General features: G+C 74.2%; 12 protein-coding genes. 7 read left to right on the top strand and 5 right to left on the bottom strand.

Annotated features, from left to right (window positions below; all coding sequences use genetic code 11):
* Positions 1-3: 3 nt before the first annotated feature.
* The 3 genes from A4A78_RS13010 to A4A78_RS13000 form a co-directional block, all read right to left on the bottom strand.
* On the bottom strand, positions 4-699 hold the full coding sequence (locus A4A78_RS13010) for a response regulator transcription factor (RefSeq protein WP_029360261.1): 696 nt from the start codon (positions 697-699) through the stop codon (positions 4-6).
* A 22-nt stretch (positions 700-721) separates the two neighbouring features.
* Positions 722-1,933: an adenylate/guanylate cyclase domain-containing protein gene (locus tag A4A78_RS13005; protein WP_231881048.1), complete on the bottom strand. Its 1,212-nt coding sequence runs from the start codon at positions 1,931-1,933 to the stop codon at positions 722-724.
* 97 nt (positions 1,934-2,030) lie between these two features.
* Complete coding sequence (locus A4A78_RS13000; RefSeq protein ID WP_231881047.1) at positions 2,031-2,906, bottom strand: biotin--[acetyl-CoA-carboxylase] ligase; 876 nt, start codon at positions 2,904-2,906, stop codon at positions 2,031-2,033.
* A 210-nt stretch (positions 2,907-3,116) separates the two neighbouring features.
* Between A4A78_RS13000 and A4A78_RS12995 the strand changes: the two genes are divergently transcribed.
* The 5 genes from A4A78_RS12995 (at position 3,117) to A4A78_RS12975 (ending at position 9,437) form a co-directional block, all read left to right on the top strand.
* Positions 3,117-4,706, top strand: a complete 1,590-nt coding sequence (locus A4A78_RS12995) for an acyl-CoA carboxylase subunit beta (protein ID WP_062949975.1) — start codon at positions 3,117-3,119, stop codon at positions 4,704-4,706.
* Entirely contained in the window at positions 4,703-5,011 is a 309-nt protein-coding gene (locus tag A4A78_RS12990; RefSeq protein ID WP_062949973.1) for a hypothetical protein, read from the top strand. Before A4A78_RS12995 ends, A4A78_RS12990 begins: the two co-directional genes overlap by 4 nt.
* A gap of 83 nt (positions 5,012-5,094) precedes the next feature.
* Entirely contained in the window at positions 5,095-6,780 is a 1,686-nt protein-coding gene (locus tag A4A78_RS12985; RefSeq protein ID WP_062949971.1) for a DUF885 domain-containing protein, read from the top strand.
* A 56-nt stretch (positions 6,781-6,836) separates the two neighbouring features.
* A complete protein-coding gene (locus tag A4A78_RS12980; RefSeq protein WP_062949969.1) occupies positions 6,837-7,601 on the top strand; it encodes a nucleoside triphosphate pyrophosphatase in 765 nt (254 codons plus the stop codon).
* Between the two features lie 57 nt (positions 7,602-7,658).
* A complete protein-coding gene (locus A4A78_RS12975) occupies positions 7,659-9,437 on the top strand; it encodes a biotin carboxylase N-terminal domain-containing protein (RefSeq protein WP_062949967.1) in 1,779 nt (592 codons plus the stop codon).
* A 208-nt stretch (positions 9,438-9,645) separates the two neighbouring features.
* Here A4A78_RS12975 and A4A78_RS12970 read toward each other — a convergent pair whose 3' ends face one another.
* Positions 9,646-11,112, bottom strand: a complete 1,467-nt coding sequence (locus A4A78_RS12970; protein ID WP_082835332.1) for an NAD(P)H-quinone dehydrogenase — start codon at positions 11,110-11,112, stop codon at positions 9,646-9,648.
* Between the two features lie 97 nt (positions 11,113-11,209).
* On the opposite strand from A4A78_RS12970, the gene A4A78_RS12965 reads away from it, so the two are divergent.
* Positions 11,210-12,079 carry a purine-nucleoside phosphorylase gene (locus A4A78_RS12965; RefSeq protein WP_062949965.1) on the top strand — a complete coding sequence of 290 codons (870 nt, stop codon included), beginning with the start codon at positions 11,210-11,212 and terminating at the stop codon, positions 12,077-12,079.
* The gene (locus tag A4A78_RS12960; RefSeq protein WP_082835331.1) at positions 12,076-13,878 is read left to right on the top strand and encodes a phospho-sugar mutase; all 1,803 of its coding nucleotides are present in this window, start codon (positions 12,076-12,078) and stop codon (positions 13,876-13,878) included. Before A4A78_RS12965 ends, A4A78_RS12960 begins: the two co-directional genes overlap by 4 nt.
* A gap of 131 nt (positions 13,879-14,009) precedes the next feature.
* Here the strand turns inward: A4A78_RS12960 and deoC are convergent, their stop codons facing one another.
* Positions 14,010-14,675 (bottom strand): deoxyribose-phosphate aldolase, encoded by a 666-nt coding sequence (gene deoC, locus A4A78_RS12955; protein WP_062949963.1) that lies wholly within the window; start codon positions 14,673-14,675, stop codon positions 14,010-14,012.
* Between the last annotated feature and the right edge of the window lie 6 nt (positions 14,676-14,681).

Genomic DNA, 14,681 nt, shown 5'->3' with positions numbered 1-14,681 from the left:
GGGTCAGCTCTCCGTGCCGGTCTCGAAGCGGAAGCCGACTCCCCTCACCGTGGTGATCCGCCGGGGGTCCGTGGCGTCGTCACCCAACTTGCGGCGCAGCCACGAGATGTGCATGTCGAGGGTCTTGGTGGAGCCCCACCACTCCGCGCCCCAGACCTCGCGCATGAGGTCGTCGCGGGTGACGACGCTGCCGGACTCGCGCACGAGCACGGTGAGCAGGTCGTACTCCTTCGCGGAGAGGCTGAGCTCCTCCCCGTCGGCGTAGGCGCGACGGGCGGAGACGTCGAGGGTGACGCCGTTGACGTCGTAGTTGTCGCCGGACTCCTCGGTCGCCTGGGAGCGCCGCATGAGGGCGCGGATCCGCGCCTGCAGCTCGCCGAGGCGGAAAGGCTTGGTGACGTAGTCGTCGGCTCCGGCGTCCAGGCCCACCACCGCGTCGACCTCGTCGGCCCGGGCGGTGAGGATCAGGATCGGCGACTCGAGCCCGCCCTTGCGCAGGCGCCGCGCGACCTCGAGGCCGTCGAGATCGGGCAGACCCAGATCCAGGATGACCAGGTCGATCGGGTCCGGTCCGGCGGCGATCCCGAGCGCGTCCATCCCTCGGGAGGCGCGCGTGACGGTGTATCCCTCCCGGTCCAGGGCCCGGGAGAGCGGTTCAGCGATGGCCGAGTCGTCCTCGACGAGAAGCAGTCGTGTCACGTCAGCCATAGTACGTCCCGCCTCAGAGCCCGAGATCCAGGGGGGCGGAGCCGTCGCGGCTCATCTCGTGCACCCGGACCGTGCCGATGCCGTGGAGGTCGACCTCCTCACCCTCCCCGAGGACGAAGCCGCCGGGCAGCGCCTTCGCGATCGCGGAGGCGGTGTCGGAGTCCACGAGCACCGCCCCCGGCCGGGCGACGGACTCCATCCGGGCGGCGAGGTTCACGGTGGGTCCGAACACGTCCCCGTAGCGGGAGAACATCGAGCCCCAGGAGAGGCCGACCCGCACGGGCGGGAGGTCGGGATCGGCGCCGATGGTCTCGGAGAGGCTGACCGCGATCTGGGCGCCGTCCTCCGGCGTGTCGGCCAGAAACATGATCTCGTCGCCGACGGTCTTGACCACCCGTCCGCCGCCGACGGAGATGATGTCGCGGCTGAGCGACTCGAAGCGACCCACCATGTCGGCGAGCTGCGTGCCGGGCATGTCCTGGGCCAGGCGCGTGAACTGGACCAGGTCTGCGAAGCCGACGGCCCGGTGCAGCGGGAACAGCTCGTCGGTGTCGCGGTGGAGCACCTCGCTGCCGGCGCGGGCGGCGTAGGCGGCGAGCTGGCGCCGGAAGGTGAACATGACCTGGGACTCGAAGGTCTCCAGCAGCTCGGGGATCTCGTCGAGCATCTGCTGGCGGGCCCGGGCGTCGTCGAGCCCGTCGGCGTGCTTGGCCTCGTCGACCAGCGCCTCGGTGATCCACATCGCGAGGCGTCCCATGTGAAAGCCCATGCCGCGGGAGATGCTCGCGAAGGCGCGCTCGGAGAGCACCCCGTCCTCGACGATCGCGGCGAGGTCGCCGATCGCCTGGGCGTCCTCGTCGGTGAACACCACGGTGTCCTCGTCCACGGGGGTGAAGCCGAGGGAGCGCCAGTACACGGAGGTGAGGCGCTCGGCGATCCCGTGCTGCTCGGCGAGGTCCCGGCGCGAGTACCTCCGCGGCCCCTGCAGGAGGACCTTCTCGAGCGCGCCGACGCTGCGGCGCACGGAGGAGAAGCGGCGGTTGAGGTCGAGGATCTCCTGCTCGTCGAGGGCGGTGAGCTCCGCGTCCTCCGCGGAGAGGTCCGGGAGCTCCTGGGTCTGCGTCGACACCACGTCGACGGTCCCGGTGGGGATGCGGGTCTCGCGGGCGTCGTCCGCACCCTCGAGCGCCTCGCGCTCCCCTCGCTCGTCCATCCCGTCGGTCACAGCGCGGTCCCTCGCTTCCGAATGCCCGGCTTCTCCATGCCTGCTCCTGCTCGTGTGCTCGTGGTCGGTGTGGTGGGGTCGTGCCCCGGCCGCGGGGTCAGGGCGCCGCGGGCCGCAGGTGCCGCACGTCGCCGACGTCGACGGCGATCCGCCCCTCCCCGTCCGCGCGGTCGAGCACGAGTCGCCCGTGCTCGTCGACGTCCAGGACGGTGCCGCGCAGGGCGAGGTCGACATCCGCTCCCGCTGCGGCCTCCCCCAGGGGGTCGACCCTCACCGTCCGCCCCAGTGTGAGGCAGGTCATAGTGTAGCGGTCCCGGGTGCCGGCCGCGTCACCGTCCCCCTGGGCGGACTCGAGCGCGGCGAGCTCCTCGCCGAGCGCGGCGACGAGCGCCTCCTCGAGCGCCTCCCGCAGTCCCCGGTCCTCCGCCGTCCCGGCATCGGGGCGGAGGCCGGCCTCCCCGCGCAGCCAGGCGGCGCCTGGCACCGGCTCCCCGTCCTCGTCGAGGACGGGGCCGCGGAGGTTCAGTCCGATGCCGAGCAGCAGGTCCTCGCCGCCGCGCGCCTCGACGAGGATCCCGCCGAGCTTGCGGCCGTCGGCTGTGTGGAGGTCGTTGGGCCATTTCAGGCCGATCCGCTGCTCGCCGGCGGCGGCGGGCACCACCCGCCCGAGGGCGGCGACGGCGGCGAGCCCCGCGGCCAGCGGGAACCAGCCGCGCCGGGCGGGGTCGAGGGAGGTGCGATGAGCGAAGGTGAGGGCGAGGCTCGCCCCGTCCGGGCTCGCGAAGGCGCGGCCGAGGCGGCCCCGCCCGGAGGTCTGCCGCGTCGCGGTGACGGCGAAGGGCGGCGCGTGCCCGGCGCGCAGGAGCGCGGAGGCCTCGTCCTGTGTCGAGCGGACCGCGCCGAGGCGGTGGATCCGCGGCGACGCGGCGCCCGTCCCCTCCGCGGAGGTGTCGGGCAGTGCCGGGACGTCCATGCGCTCCTCCTCCTGCGAGACCTGCGTGACGGATCGCTCCATCGTCGCGCCGCCCACTGCATCGTTCCTGGGAGCGGCGTGGACGGATGCTCCGTGCCGGGCGCGGCGCCCCGGCCGGGGTCGGCCGCCGTCGGACCTGCGTAGCGTAGTATCCCGGTGTTCGAATCCCCCACAGCTTCAGGCGGCCGCAGGGCCGTCGCAGGAGGTCCCGTGACCGACGCCCCGCGGCCGCTCACCACCGCACAGCGACTCGAGGACCTGCGCGAGCGGGATGCCGCGGCGGTCTCCGCCGCGGACGACCTCGCCGTCCAAAAGCAGCATGCGCGAGGGAAGAAGACCGCCCGCGAGCGGATCGCGGACCTCCTGGACGACGGCTCGTTCGTGGAGACCGACCGCTTCGTGCGCCATCAGGCCAGCAGCTTCGGCATCGACGCCAAGCGCCCCGACGGCGACGGCATCGTCACCGGCTACGGCACCATCGACGGCCGCCAGGTGTGCGTGTACTCGCAGGACTTCACCGTCTTCGGCGGCTCCCTCGGCGAGGCTCACGGCCGCAAGATCCAGAAGATCCAGGACCTCGCCCTGCGCACGGGCGTGCCGATCATCGGGATCCTCGACGGCGGCGGCGCCCGCATCCAGGAGGGCGTCGCGTCGCTGGCGATGTTCGCCGGGATCTTCAAACGCAACACCCGCGCCTCGGGCGTGATCCCGCAGATCTCCCTGATCATGGGCCCGGCCGCGGGCGGCGCCGTGTACTCCCCCGCGCTGACCGACATCATCGTGATGGTCGAGAAGACCTCCCACATGTTCATCACCGGCCCCGACGTGATCCGCACGGTCACGGGCGAGGACGTCGGCTTCGAGGAGCTCGGCGGTGCGCGCACCCACTCCAGCCGCTCGGGCGTGGCCCATTACATGGCGCCGGACGAGGCCGAGGCGATCGAGTACGTCAAGGACCTTCTCAGCTACCTGCCGGCCAACACCCTCACCCCCGCCCCGGCCTTCCCGGTGCAGGTCGAGGAGAGCCCGAACGCGGCGGACGCCGCGCTCGACTCCCTCGTGCCGGACTCCCCCAACCAGCCCTACGACATGCTCACGGTGCTGCGCACGGTGCTCGACGACGAGGAGTTCCTCGAGGTGCAGCCGCTGTTCGCGCGCAACGTGGTGGTGGGCTTCGGCCGCATCGAGGGGTACAGCGTCGGCATCATCGCCAACCAGCCCTCGCACCTGGCCGGCACCCTCGACATCGACGCCTCCGAGAAGGCGGCCCGCTTCGTGCGCCTGTGCGACGCGAACAACATCCCGGTGCTGACCTTCGTGGACGTGCCCGGCTTCCTGCCCGGCACCGACCAGGAGTACGGCGGCATCATCCGTCGCGGCGCGAAGCTGCTGTACGCCTACGCCGAGGCGACGGTGCCGCTGATCACCGTGATCACCCGCAAGGCCTACGGCGGCGCCTACATCGTGATGGGCTCCAAGGAGCTCGGCGCGGACATCAACCTCGCCTGGCCCACCGCGCAGATCGCGGTGATGGGCTCCCAGGGCGCGGTGAACATCCTCCACCGCGGCGACCTGAAGCGGGTCGCCGAGGAGGGCGGGGACGTCGCCGCCGAGCGCCGGCGCTACGAGGCCGAGTACGAGGAGCAGTTCGCGACCCCGTACACCGCGGCCGAGCGCGGCTGGATCGACGGGGTCATCCGCCCGGCCGAGACCCGCATCGAGATCACCCGGGCGCTGCGCGCGCTGCGCACCAAGCGCGACTCGCTGCCCACCAAGAAGCACGGGAACATCCCGCTGTGAGCGCCGGGACGAGGACCGCCGCGAGCGCGGCCGAGGCCGCGCAGGGCGCCGGGGCGTCCGGCAGTGCAGTCACGCCGTCCGACGTGCGCCTGGTCGCGGGCCGGCTCGCGCCCGACGAGCTCGCCGCGATCGCCGTGGTCGTCTCCGCGATGAGCGTCACCAGCCGGCTCGAGGCGGAGGAGCGCTCCCTGGCCGACGGCGTCGGCGGGGCGAGCGCCTGGAGCTCCCCGGTGCACACCCACGTCGGCGGCCACACCGAGCGGCTGCGCCCCTCCAGCACCTGCTGGACCTTCACCGACCGCTGACCCGGCGACCCGCCGATCGGTCCGGACCGCCGTCCCGCCGGGCCCGGTCCGGGAGCCCCGCCGCACGACCTAGACTGCGGCACATGTCCTCCCCGACCCCGGCCCGCACCCCCTCCGCCCTGGACGCGCTCGCCGACCGCTACGTCGACGACCTCGCCGCGCAGGACCCCTTCCTCGCCACGGAGCTCGGCATCGCCGGGCACGACGGCGAGGTCACCGACTACTCCCCCGCCGCGGTCGCCGCACGGGAGGACCTCGCCCGCGAGCTGCTCGCCGCGATCGCCGAGGTGCCCGACGCCGATGAGGTCGACGCCGTCACCCGCGCCGCCCTCTCCGAGCGGCTCGGCCTCGACCTCGAGCGCGCCGAGCAACGCCTGGACATCGCCGCCGTCAACAACCTCGCCTCGGTGCTGCAGTCCCGCGACGTGCTCGACCAGATGCCCACCGACACCGCCGAGGACTGGGAGGTGCTCGCCGAGCGGATGGCCGGCTTCCCCCGTGCGCTCGGCAGCTGGGCTGAGTCCCTGCGCGAGGCCGCAGCCGCCGGGACCGTCTCGGCGCGCCGCCAGCTGCTGCTCGGTGCGGAGCAGGCGCGCGGCTACGCGGCCGACGGCGGCTTCTTCGACGCCTTCGCGGGCGAGGCCGTCGGCACCGAGGCGCAGAAGGCGCACGTGCGCGCGTCGGCCGAGCAGGCCCGCACCGCCTACCGCGAGATCGCGGGCGTGCTCGAGTCGCTGGTGCCGCAGGCGCCGGAGGCCGACGCGGTGGGCCGGGACGCCTACCAGCTCCACTCCCGCACCTTCCTCGGCACCGAGATCGACCTCGAGGAGACCTACGCCTGGGGCGTGGAGGAGCTGCGCGCGATCATCGCCGAGCAGGAGCAGGTCGCCGCTCGGCTGAACGAGCGCTACGCCACCGGCGGCGGCAGCTCCGTCGCCGCCGCGAGGCAGGCGCTCAGCGCCGACCCGGCCCGACTGCTGCACGGCACCGACGCCCTGCAGGCGTGGATGCAGCAGCTCTCCGACTCCGCGATCCGCGACCTCGCCGGCACCCACTTCGACATCCCCGAGCCGCTGCACCGCCTCGAGTGCCGCATCGCCCGCACCGGCTCCGGCGGCATCTACTACACCGGCCCCAGCGAGGACCTCACCAGGCCCGGCCGCATGTGGTGGGACGTCCCGGCCGGGGCCGAGGAGTTCCGCACCTGGGAGCAGACCACGACCGTCTACCACGAGGGAGTTCCCGGCCATCACCTGCAGGTGGGCATCCAGACCCTCCAGGCGAGCACCCTGAACCGCTGGCGCGCGATGCTCTGCTGGGTCTCCGGGCACGGCGAGGGCTGGGCGCTGTACGCCGAGCGGCTGATGGAGCAGCTGGGCTATCTCGAGGACGACGGCGACCGGATGGGCATGCTGGACGCCCAGCGCCTGCGCGCCGGGCGCGTGGTGCTCGACATCGGCCTGCACCTGGGCCTTGCGATGCCGACCGGCCTGCCGGGCGCCGACGGCGGTGCCTGGGACGAGCGCACCGCCTGGGAGTTCATGACCGAGAACTGGGGCGTGGAGGAGGCCGAGCGCCGCTTCGAGCTGAACCGCTATCTGGGCTGGCCCGGCCAGGCCCCCTCCTACAAGCTCGGCCAGCGCACCTGGGAGCAGCTGCGCGAGCGCGCCACCGCGGCCGACTCCTCCCCCGCCGCGGTGCGGGACTTCCACCGCCGCGCGCTCGAGCTGGGCAGCCTGCCCCTGTCGGTGCTGGAGGGTGCGCTGTGAGCGCCGCCGCGCACGACCCGTCGGCCGGAGCGGCGAGCGCTCGGAGCGCTGACCCGATGCTCGACCCGTCGGCCGGCGTGGAGGAGCACGAGCCGCTGCTCCTGCTGGCCTCGGCCTCCGCCGGACGCCGCGCGACCCTCGCCGCGGCCGGCATCGAGCACCGGACCCTGCCTGTCGACCTCGACGAGGACGGGATCCTCGCCGCGGCCCGCGAGGCCGCCGGCGACGCCCCGCTCGCCCCTGCCGAGGAGGTGCTGCTGCTGGCCCGTGAGAAGGCGCTCGCGGCGACCGCGCGCAGCGAGGGCGGCTACGTGGTGCTCGGCGGCGACTCGATGCTGGAGATCGACGGCGAGGTCGTCGGCAAGCCCCACGAGCCGGCACGGGCTGCGGCGCGCTGGCGCGCGATGCGGGGACGGACCGGGGTGCTGCACTCGGGCCACTGGATCGTGGACGACCGCGATCCGGAGGACGGCGGCACCGGGGCGACCTTCGGCGCGACCGCGTCCTGCGCCCTGACCTTCGCGGACCTCTCCGACGAGGAGATCGACGCCTATGTCGCCACCGGCGAGCCGCTCGGCGTCGCCGGCGGCTTCACGAGCGACGGCCGCGGCGGCCCCTTCGTCGAGTCCGTCGAGGGGGACCCGCACGCGGTGGTGGGGCTCTCGCTGCCGCTGCTGCGCCGTCTGCTCGCCGACATCGGCCTGGGGATCCACGAGCTGTGGACACCGGTCGACGAAGGCTCCGCGGAGGGCTCTGCGCCGCAGGGCGAGCCAGCGCCCGTCCCCGACGTGCCCGACCGGTCACGGCCTGCCGCTGACTGAGGGTCCGCGGTACTACACTCGACCTCTGCTGCACTCCCCGGAAGGAACCTCCGCCTCATGGCCCCTCGACCCGCCAAGCCCCGCCCCCTGTCCACGGTGCTCATCGCCAACCGTGGGGAGATCGCGGTGCGCGTCGCCCGGGCCTGCAAGGACGCCGGCCTCCGGTCCATCGCCGTGTACGCCGACCCGGACCGCGACGCGCTGCACACCGTGATCGCCGACGAGGCGTACGCGCTCGGCGGCAGCACCGCGGCGAGCTCGTACCTCGTCGTCGACAAGATCCTGGACATCGCCAAGCGCTCCGGCGCCGATGCGATCCACCCCGGCTACGGCTTCCTCTCCGAGCGCGCCGACTTCGCCCAGGCCGTGATCGACGCGGGCCTGACCTGGATCGGCCCGCCGCCCGAGGCGATCGAGAAGCTGGGCGACAAGGTCTCAGCCCGCCACATCGCCCAGAAGGCCGGGGCCCCGCTGGTCGCCGGCACCAAGGACCCGGTCAAGAACTCCGACGAGGTCGTCGACTTCGCCCGCGAGCACGGCCTGCCGATCGCGATCAAGGCGGCCTTCGGCGGCGGCGGGCGCGGTCTGAAGGTCGCCCGCGAGGAGTCCGAGGTGCGCGAGCTGTTCGACTCCGCGGTGCGCGAGGCCGTCGCCGCCTTCGGCCGCGGCGAGTGCTTCGTGGAGCAGTTCCTCGACTCGCCCCGCCACGTCGAGACCCAGTGCCTGGCCGACATGCACGGCAACGTGCAGGTCGTCTCCACCCGTGACTGCTCCCTGCAGCGCCGCCACCAGAAGCTCGTCGAGGAGGCGCCCGCGCCCTTCCTCACCTCCCAGCAGCGCGCCCAGCTGGTCTCCTCCTCCAAGGCGATCCTGCGCGAGGCCGGCTACGTCGGCGCCGGCACCTGCGAGTTCCTCGTCGGCAAGGACGGCACCATCTCCTTCCTCGAGGTCAACACCCGCCTCCAGGTCGAGCACCCCGTGACCGAGGAGGTCGCGGGCGTGGACCTCGTGCGCGAGCAGCTGCGCATCGCGGCCGGGGAGCGGGTCAGCGAGGAGGACCCCGTCACGCGCGGGCACTCCTTCGAGTTCCGCATCAACGGCGAGGATCCTGGCCGCGGCTTCATGCCCGCCCCGGGCCGCATCCAGCGCTATGACGTGCCCTCGGGCCCGGGCGTGCGGATCGAGTCGGGCGTGCGCGCCGGCGACGAGGTCTCCGGCGCCTTCGACTCGATGCTCGCCAAGCTCGTCGTCACCGGCGCGACCCGGCAGGAGGCGATCGAGCGCTCCCGCCGCGCCCTGGCCGAGTTCCGCATCGACGGCATCCCCACCGTGCTGCCCTTCCATCGCGCGGTGATGGAGGACCCGGCCTTCACCCCGGAGGACGCCGAGGAGCCCTTCTCGGTGCACACCACCTGGATCGAGACCGAGTTCACCGGCGACCTGCCCGCCGCGCCGCTGCCGGCGCAGCCGGAGGAGCCCGAGGACCGCGAGTCCGTGGTCGTCGAGGTCGACGGGCGTCGCGTCGAGATCAGCCTGCCCGCCTCCCTGCGCGCCCCGCAGGCCGCGGTGCGCCAGCGCCGCAAGCGCCAGCACCGCGGTGCCGGCGAGGGCGCCGCGGGCGGCAACGGCGTGACCGCGCCGATGCAGGGCACGATCGTGAAGGTCGCCGTCGAGGAGGGCCAGACCGTCGCCGACGGCGATGTGCTGGTGGTGCTCGAGGCGATGAAGATGGAGCAGCCCATCACCGCCTCCCGCTCCGGCGTGGTCAAGGGCCTGAACGCCGAGATCGGCGCGACCGTCTCCGCCGGCGCGGTGCTCTGCTCGATCGAGGACTGATCCGGCTCGGGCGCCACCGGCCCGCCCCCGCACAATTCTGCGCTCCGGGCGTGACCTCAGCACCGTAGCGGCGTTGAGGTCACGCCCGGAGCGCTTCTGTGTGCGCGGCGCCCTGCCCCGGTGGGCTCAGGGCGCATCGGTGTGCGCTGCACCCTGCCCTGGTGCGCCCAGGGCGCATCGGTGTGCGCTGCGCCCTGCCCTGGTGGGCTCAGGGGCTGCCGCCGGCCAGCACCTTCTGCCGCGCCACCTCGGCGAGCGAGCCGGTCAGCGAGGGGTAGACGGTGGAGGTGCCCGCGAGCTGCTCCGCGGTCAGGCGATGGGCGACGGCGAGGGTGTAGGGCAGGATCAGCTCGCTCGCCCGCGGCGCGACCACCACGGCGCCGAGCACCGTGTGGGAGTCGGGGCGCACCAGCAGCTTCACGAAGCCTTCGTCGATGCCCTGCATCTTCGCGCGCGGGTTCGTCTCCAGGCCCAGCAGCAGCACCTCGGCCCGCACCTGGCCGGAGGCGACCTCCTGCTCGCTCACGCCGACCACCGCGATTTCGGGGCTGGTGAAGATCGCGGAGGAGACCTGTGCGGCGATCAGCGGGGAGACCGCCTCGCCGAGGGCGTGGTGCATCGCGATCCGTCCCTGCATCGCCGCGACCGAGGCGAGCGGGTACACGCCGGTGCAGTCCCCCGCGGCGTAGATGCCCCGCACGGACGTGCGCGAGACCCGGTCGGTCTCGATGTGGCCGCTCTCGCGCACCCGCACCCCCGCCGTGAACAGTCCCAGGTCCGAGGTCCAGGGGACCCCGCCGAGGGCCATCAGCGCGTGGCTGCCCTCGATCTCCTCGCCCGAGGTGAGGGTGACGACGACCCCGTCGGCCGTGCGCCGCGCCCCGGCGGCCCGGGAGCGGGAGCGGACGGTGACGCCGCGGCGCGCGAAGGCGTCCTCGAGCACGTCGGCGGCGTCGGCGTCGGTGCCCGGCAGCACCTTCTCGCGCGAGGAGACGAGGGTGACCTCGCTGCCGAGGGCGCGGTAGGCGCTGGCGAACTCGGCGCCGGTCACGCCCGAGCCGACCACGATCAGGTGCTCGGGCAGCTCCTGCAGCGAGTACAGCTGGGTCCAGTTCAGAATCCGCTCGCCGTCGAAGGGCGCGGTCCCGAGCTCCCGGGGGCGGGCGCCGACGGACAGGAGGATCACGTCGGCCTCGAGCACGCGGGTCTCCCCGTCGGCGCCGCTCACCTCGACCCGGTCGGGGCCGTCGAGGCGGCCGCGCCCGTCGAGCACCTCGACCCCGGCCGCGACGAGACTCTGGCGGATGTCGGCGGACTGGGCGTCGGCGAGTCGGCGCACGCGCGTGTTGACCGCGTCGAGGTCGACGTCGAGGGTCTCGGCTGTGGGGGCGGCGCCGTCGTCGGCGTCCCGGATCCCGAGCTCCCGGGAGCCGGCGACGAGGTCGAGCACCTCGGCGGTCGCGATGAGGGTCTTGGACGGCACCACGTCGGTGAGCACCGCCGCGCCGCCGACGCCGCGATCGGCGACGAGGGTGGTGCGGGCGCCCTGGCGGGCCGCCGTGAGCGCGGCCTCGTAGCCGCCGGGTCCCCCGCCGATGATCACCACCTGGACGTCGTCGTCGCTGCGGGGCACCCGGCGGGGGTCGGGCGGCAGGGCGGTGCTCGGATCGCTCACCCCGCCATCGTGGCATGAGCTGTGACGTCAGGGGCCGATTCCGGGAGCATGAGCCGCGGGGCTTCGTCGTGTCCCGTCCCTGCGCTACCTTCGGTCCATGACTGCATCGAGCACCGATCCGTACCAGCTCGCCCGCGACGCCGCCGCCGCGATCGCCGAGGCCAGCTCCGTCCCCGCCCACGACCTCGCGCTGGTGCTCGGCTCGGGCTGGGCCGGGGCCGCGGACCTCCTCGGCGAGACCGTCTGGCAGGCCGACGCGACCTCCATCCCCGGCTTCCGCCCGCCGGCCGTCGCCGGCCACGTCGGCACGCTGCGCTCGATCCGCGTGGAGGGCACCGGCGCGCGGGCGCTCGTGCTCGGGGCCCGCACCCACTTCTACGAGGGCGCGGGCGTGGACGCGGTCGTGCACGGCGTGCGCACCGCCGCCGCGACGGGCGCGCGCACGATGGTGCTGACCAACGGCTGCGGCGGCATCGACCCGTCCTGGCGCCCGGGCACGCCGGTGCTGATCCGCGACCAGATCAACTTCACCGGCGCGACCCCGCTGGTGGGCGCGAACTTCGTGGACCTCACCGATCTGTACACCCCGGCGCTGCGCGCGATCGCGAAGGAGGTCGACCCCTCCCTCGACGAGGGCGTGTACATGCAGTTCTCCGGCCCCACCTACGAGACGCCGGCCGAGGTGCAGATGGCGAGGACCATCGGCGCGCACCTGGTCGGGATGTCCACCGCGCTCGAGGCGATCGCCGCCCGCGAGGCCGGCCTGGACGTGCTGGGCATCTCGCTGGTGACGAACCTCGCCGCGGGCATCTCCGGGGAGGCGCTCAGCCACGAGGAGGTGCTCGAGGCGGGCCGGGAGGCCGGGCCGCGCATCTCGCGCCTGCTCGCCGAGACGGTGCGGCGGATCACCGCGGGAGCGGCCGACGGCGCGGGCTCCCCGGCCGGGTCCGACGGGGGCGCGGCATGAGCCCCGAGCCCGCTCCTGCCCCCGGCCCCGCCGACGACCGGACGACCGCCGGCGAGGCAGGCGTCGCCGGTCCGGCCGGCGACGCCCCCGGCCCGGACGCCGAGCTGCGCGCCCGGGTCACCGCCTGGATCGCCGACGACCCCGATCCCGTCACCCGGGCGGCGCTGGAGAACCTCCTGGAGCAGGCGGATGCCGGCGATGCCGCGGCCGCCGAGGAGATCCGCGACGCCTTCTCCGGCGACCTGGAGTTCGGCACGGCCGGGCTGCGCGGTCGCATGGCCCCGGGACCGCACCGGATGAACCTCGCCGTGGTCTCCCGCGCCGCCCGCGGCCTGGCCGACCACCTCACCGGAGACCTCGGCCTCGAGCAGCCGCTGGTCGTGATCGGCTTCGACGCCCGCCACCGCTCCGAGGACTTCGCCCACGCCTCCGCCGCGATCATGACGGCGGCCGGCTGCCGCGTGCATCTGCTGGAGCGGCACGGCCCGACGCCGCTGATCGCCTTCGCCGTCCGCCACCTCGGCGCCGACGCGGGGATCGTGGTCACCGCCTCCCACAACCCGCCGGCGGACAACGGCTACAAGGTCTACCTCGGCGGCCGTGCCTCCGCGCCCGACGGGCAGGGCGTGCAGATCGTGCCGCCCTCGGACGCGCAGATCGCGGCCCGCATTGCCGCCGTCGGCCCCGTGCGGGAGATCCCCCGCGCCGAGGGCTGGGCGGTGCTCGGTGATCAGCTGCGCGAGGATTATCTCGCCGCGATCTGCACGCTGCCGGACCCGGAGGGGCCGCGTCAGGTGCGGATCGTGCACACCGCGATGCACGGGGTGGGCACCGAGACGGCGCTCGCGGCCCTGCACCGCACCGGCTTCGCCGAGGTGCACCCGGTCGCGAAGCAGGCCGATCCCGATCCCGACTTCCCCACCGTCGCCTTCCCGAACCCGGAGGAGCCCGGCGCGATCGACCTCGCCCTCGAGCTCGCCCGCACCCTCGAGGCCGACGTGGTCGTCGCCAACGACCCCGACGCCGACCGCTGCGCCGCCGCGGTGCTCGACCCGCACCTCGGCGACTGGCGGATGTTGACGGGCGACGAGCTCGGCGTGCTGCTGGGCGATCACCTGATCCGCCGCCACGGCTGTGCGGGCACGATCGCGAACTCCGTCGTCTCCAGCCGCTGGCTGGGCCGGATCGCGCAGTCGGCGGGCCTCGAGGCCGCAACGACGCTGACGGGCTTCAAGTGGATCGCCCGCGCCCCGGGGATCGCCTTCGGCTACGAGGAGGCGATCGGCTACTGCGTGCTGCCCGAGGTGGTGCGCGACAAGGACGGCCTCTCCGCCGCGCTGATGGTCGCCGAGATGGCGGCGCTCGCCCGTGCCGAGGGCACCACGCTCGTCGGACGCCTGGACGAGCTCGCCCGGGATCACGGCCTGTTCGCGACCTCGCAGCTCTCGCTGCGGGTCACGGAGCTGTCCGAGCGGGACGTGATGATGGCGCGGCTGCGCGCCGAGCCGCCCGCCGCCCTCGCGGACGCCGAGGTGGTCGACGTGCAGGACCTCGCCGAGGGCTCCGCGGAGACCACCGGCCTGCCCGCGACCGACGGCGTGCTGCTCGCCACCGCCGACGACGCGCGCGTGATCGTCCGCCCCTCCGGCACGGAGCCCAAGCTCAAGTGCTACATCGAGGTGTGCGAGGCGGTCCCCGCGGGGGCCGACGAGGCCGCGCTCGGCGCGGTGCGCCGCGCCGCCTCCGAGCACCTGGAGCGGATCACCGAGGACATGCGCGCCGCGCTCACCGGCGCCTGAGCACCGAGCTCACGGGCGCCCGAGCGGCGCGTCCCGTCGGTGGACGGCACGAGGCCCGGCAGGGAGGATCCTCCCCGCCGGGCCTCGTGCGATGCGGCCTGGGGTGTCCCCGCGCGGGGACGCCGCGATGCTCAGTAGCCGGAGCCGGTGCCGCCCTCGAGGATGGCCTTGGAGGAGGACAGGCCCAGCCGGCTCGCGCCCGCGGCGACCATGGCCTCGGCGGCCTCGCGGGTGCGGATCCCGCCGGAGGCCTTGACGCCGAGGCGGTCCCCGACGGTCTCGCGCATGAGCGTCACGGCGTGCTCGGAGGCGCCGCCGGCGGGGTGGAAGCCGGTGGAGGTCTTCACGAAGTCGGCGCCGGCGCGCTCGGCGGCCTGGCACACGGCGACGATCTGCTCGTCGTCCAGGGCGGCGGACTCGATGATCACCTTGAGCAGCACCGGCGCCTTCGCGACGTCGCGGACGGCGCGGATCTCGTGCTCGACCTGGTCGAACTTGCCGGCGCGGGCGAGGCCCACGTTGATCACCATGTCGATCTCGTCGGCGCCCTTGTCCACGGACTCGCGCGCCTCGAAGGCCTTCACCTCGGCGCTGTGCTGGCCGGAGGGGAAGCCGCAGACGGTCGCGACCTTCACGGAGGTCTCGACCGTGAGCATCGAGGGCGAGACGCAGATCGAGTAGGTGCCGAGGGCCTCGGCCTCGCAGGCGAGGGCGTCGACGTCGGCGCGGGTGGCCTCGGGCTTGAGCAGGGTGTGGTCGATGAGCTGGGCGAGCTGTGCGTTCTCGAGTGCGGTCATGTCCGG

This window comes from Brachybacterium sp. sponge, assembly GCF_001613775.1.
GTDB classification, from domain to species: domain Bacteria; phylum Actinomycetota; class Actinomycetes; order Actinomycetales; family Dermabacteraceae; genus Brachybacterium; species Brachybacterium conglomeratum.
This window is presented reverse-complemented; position numbering and strand designations above follow the sequence as displayed.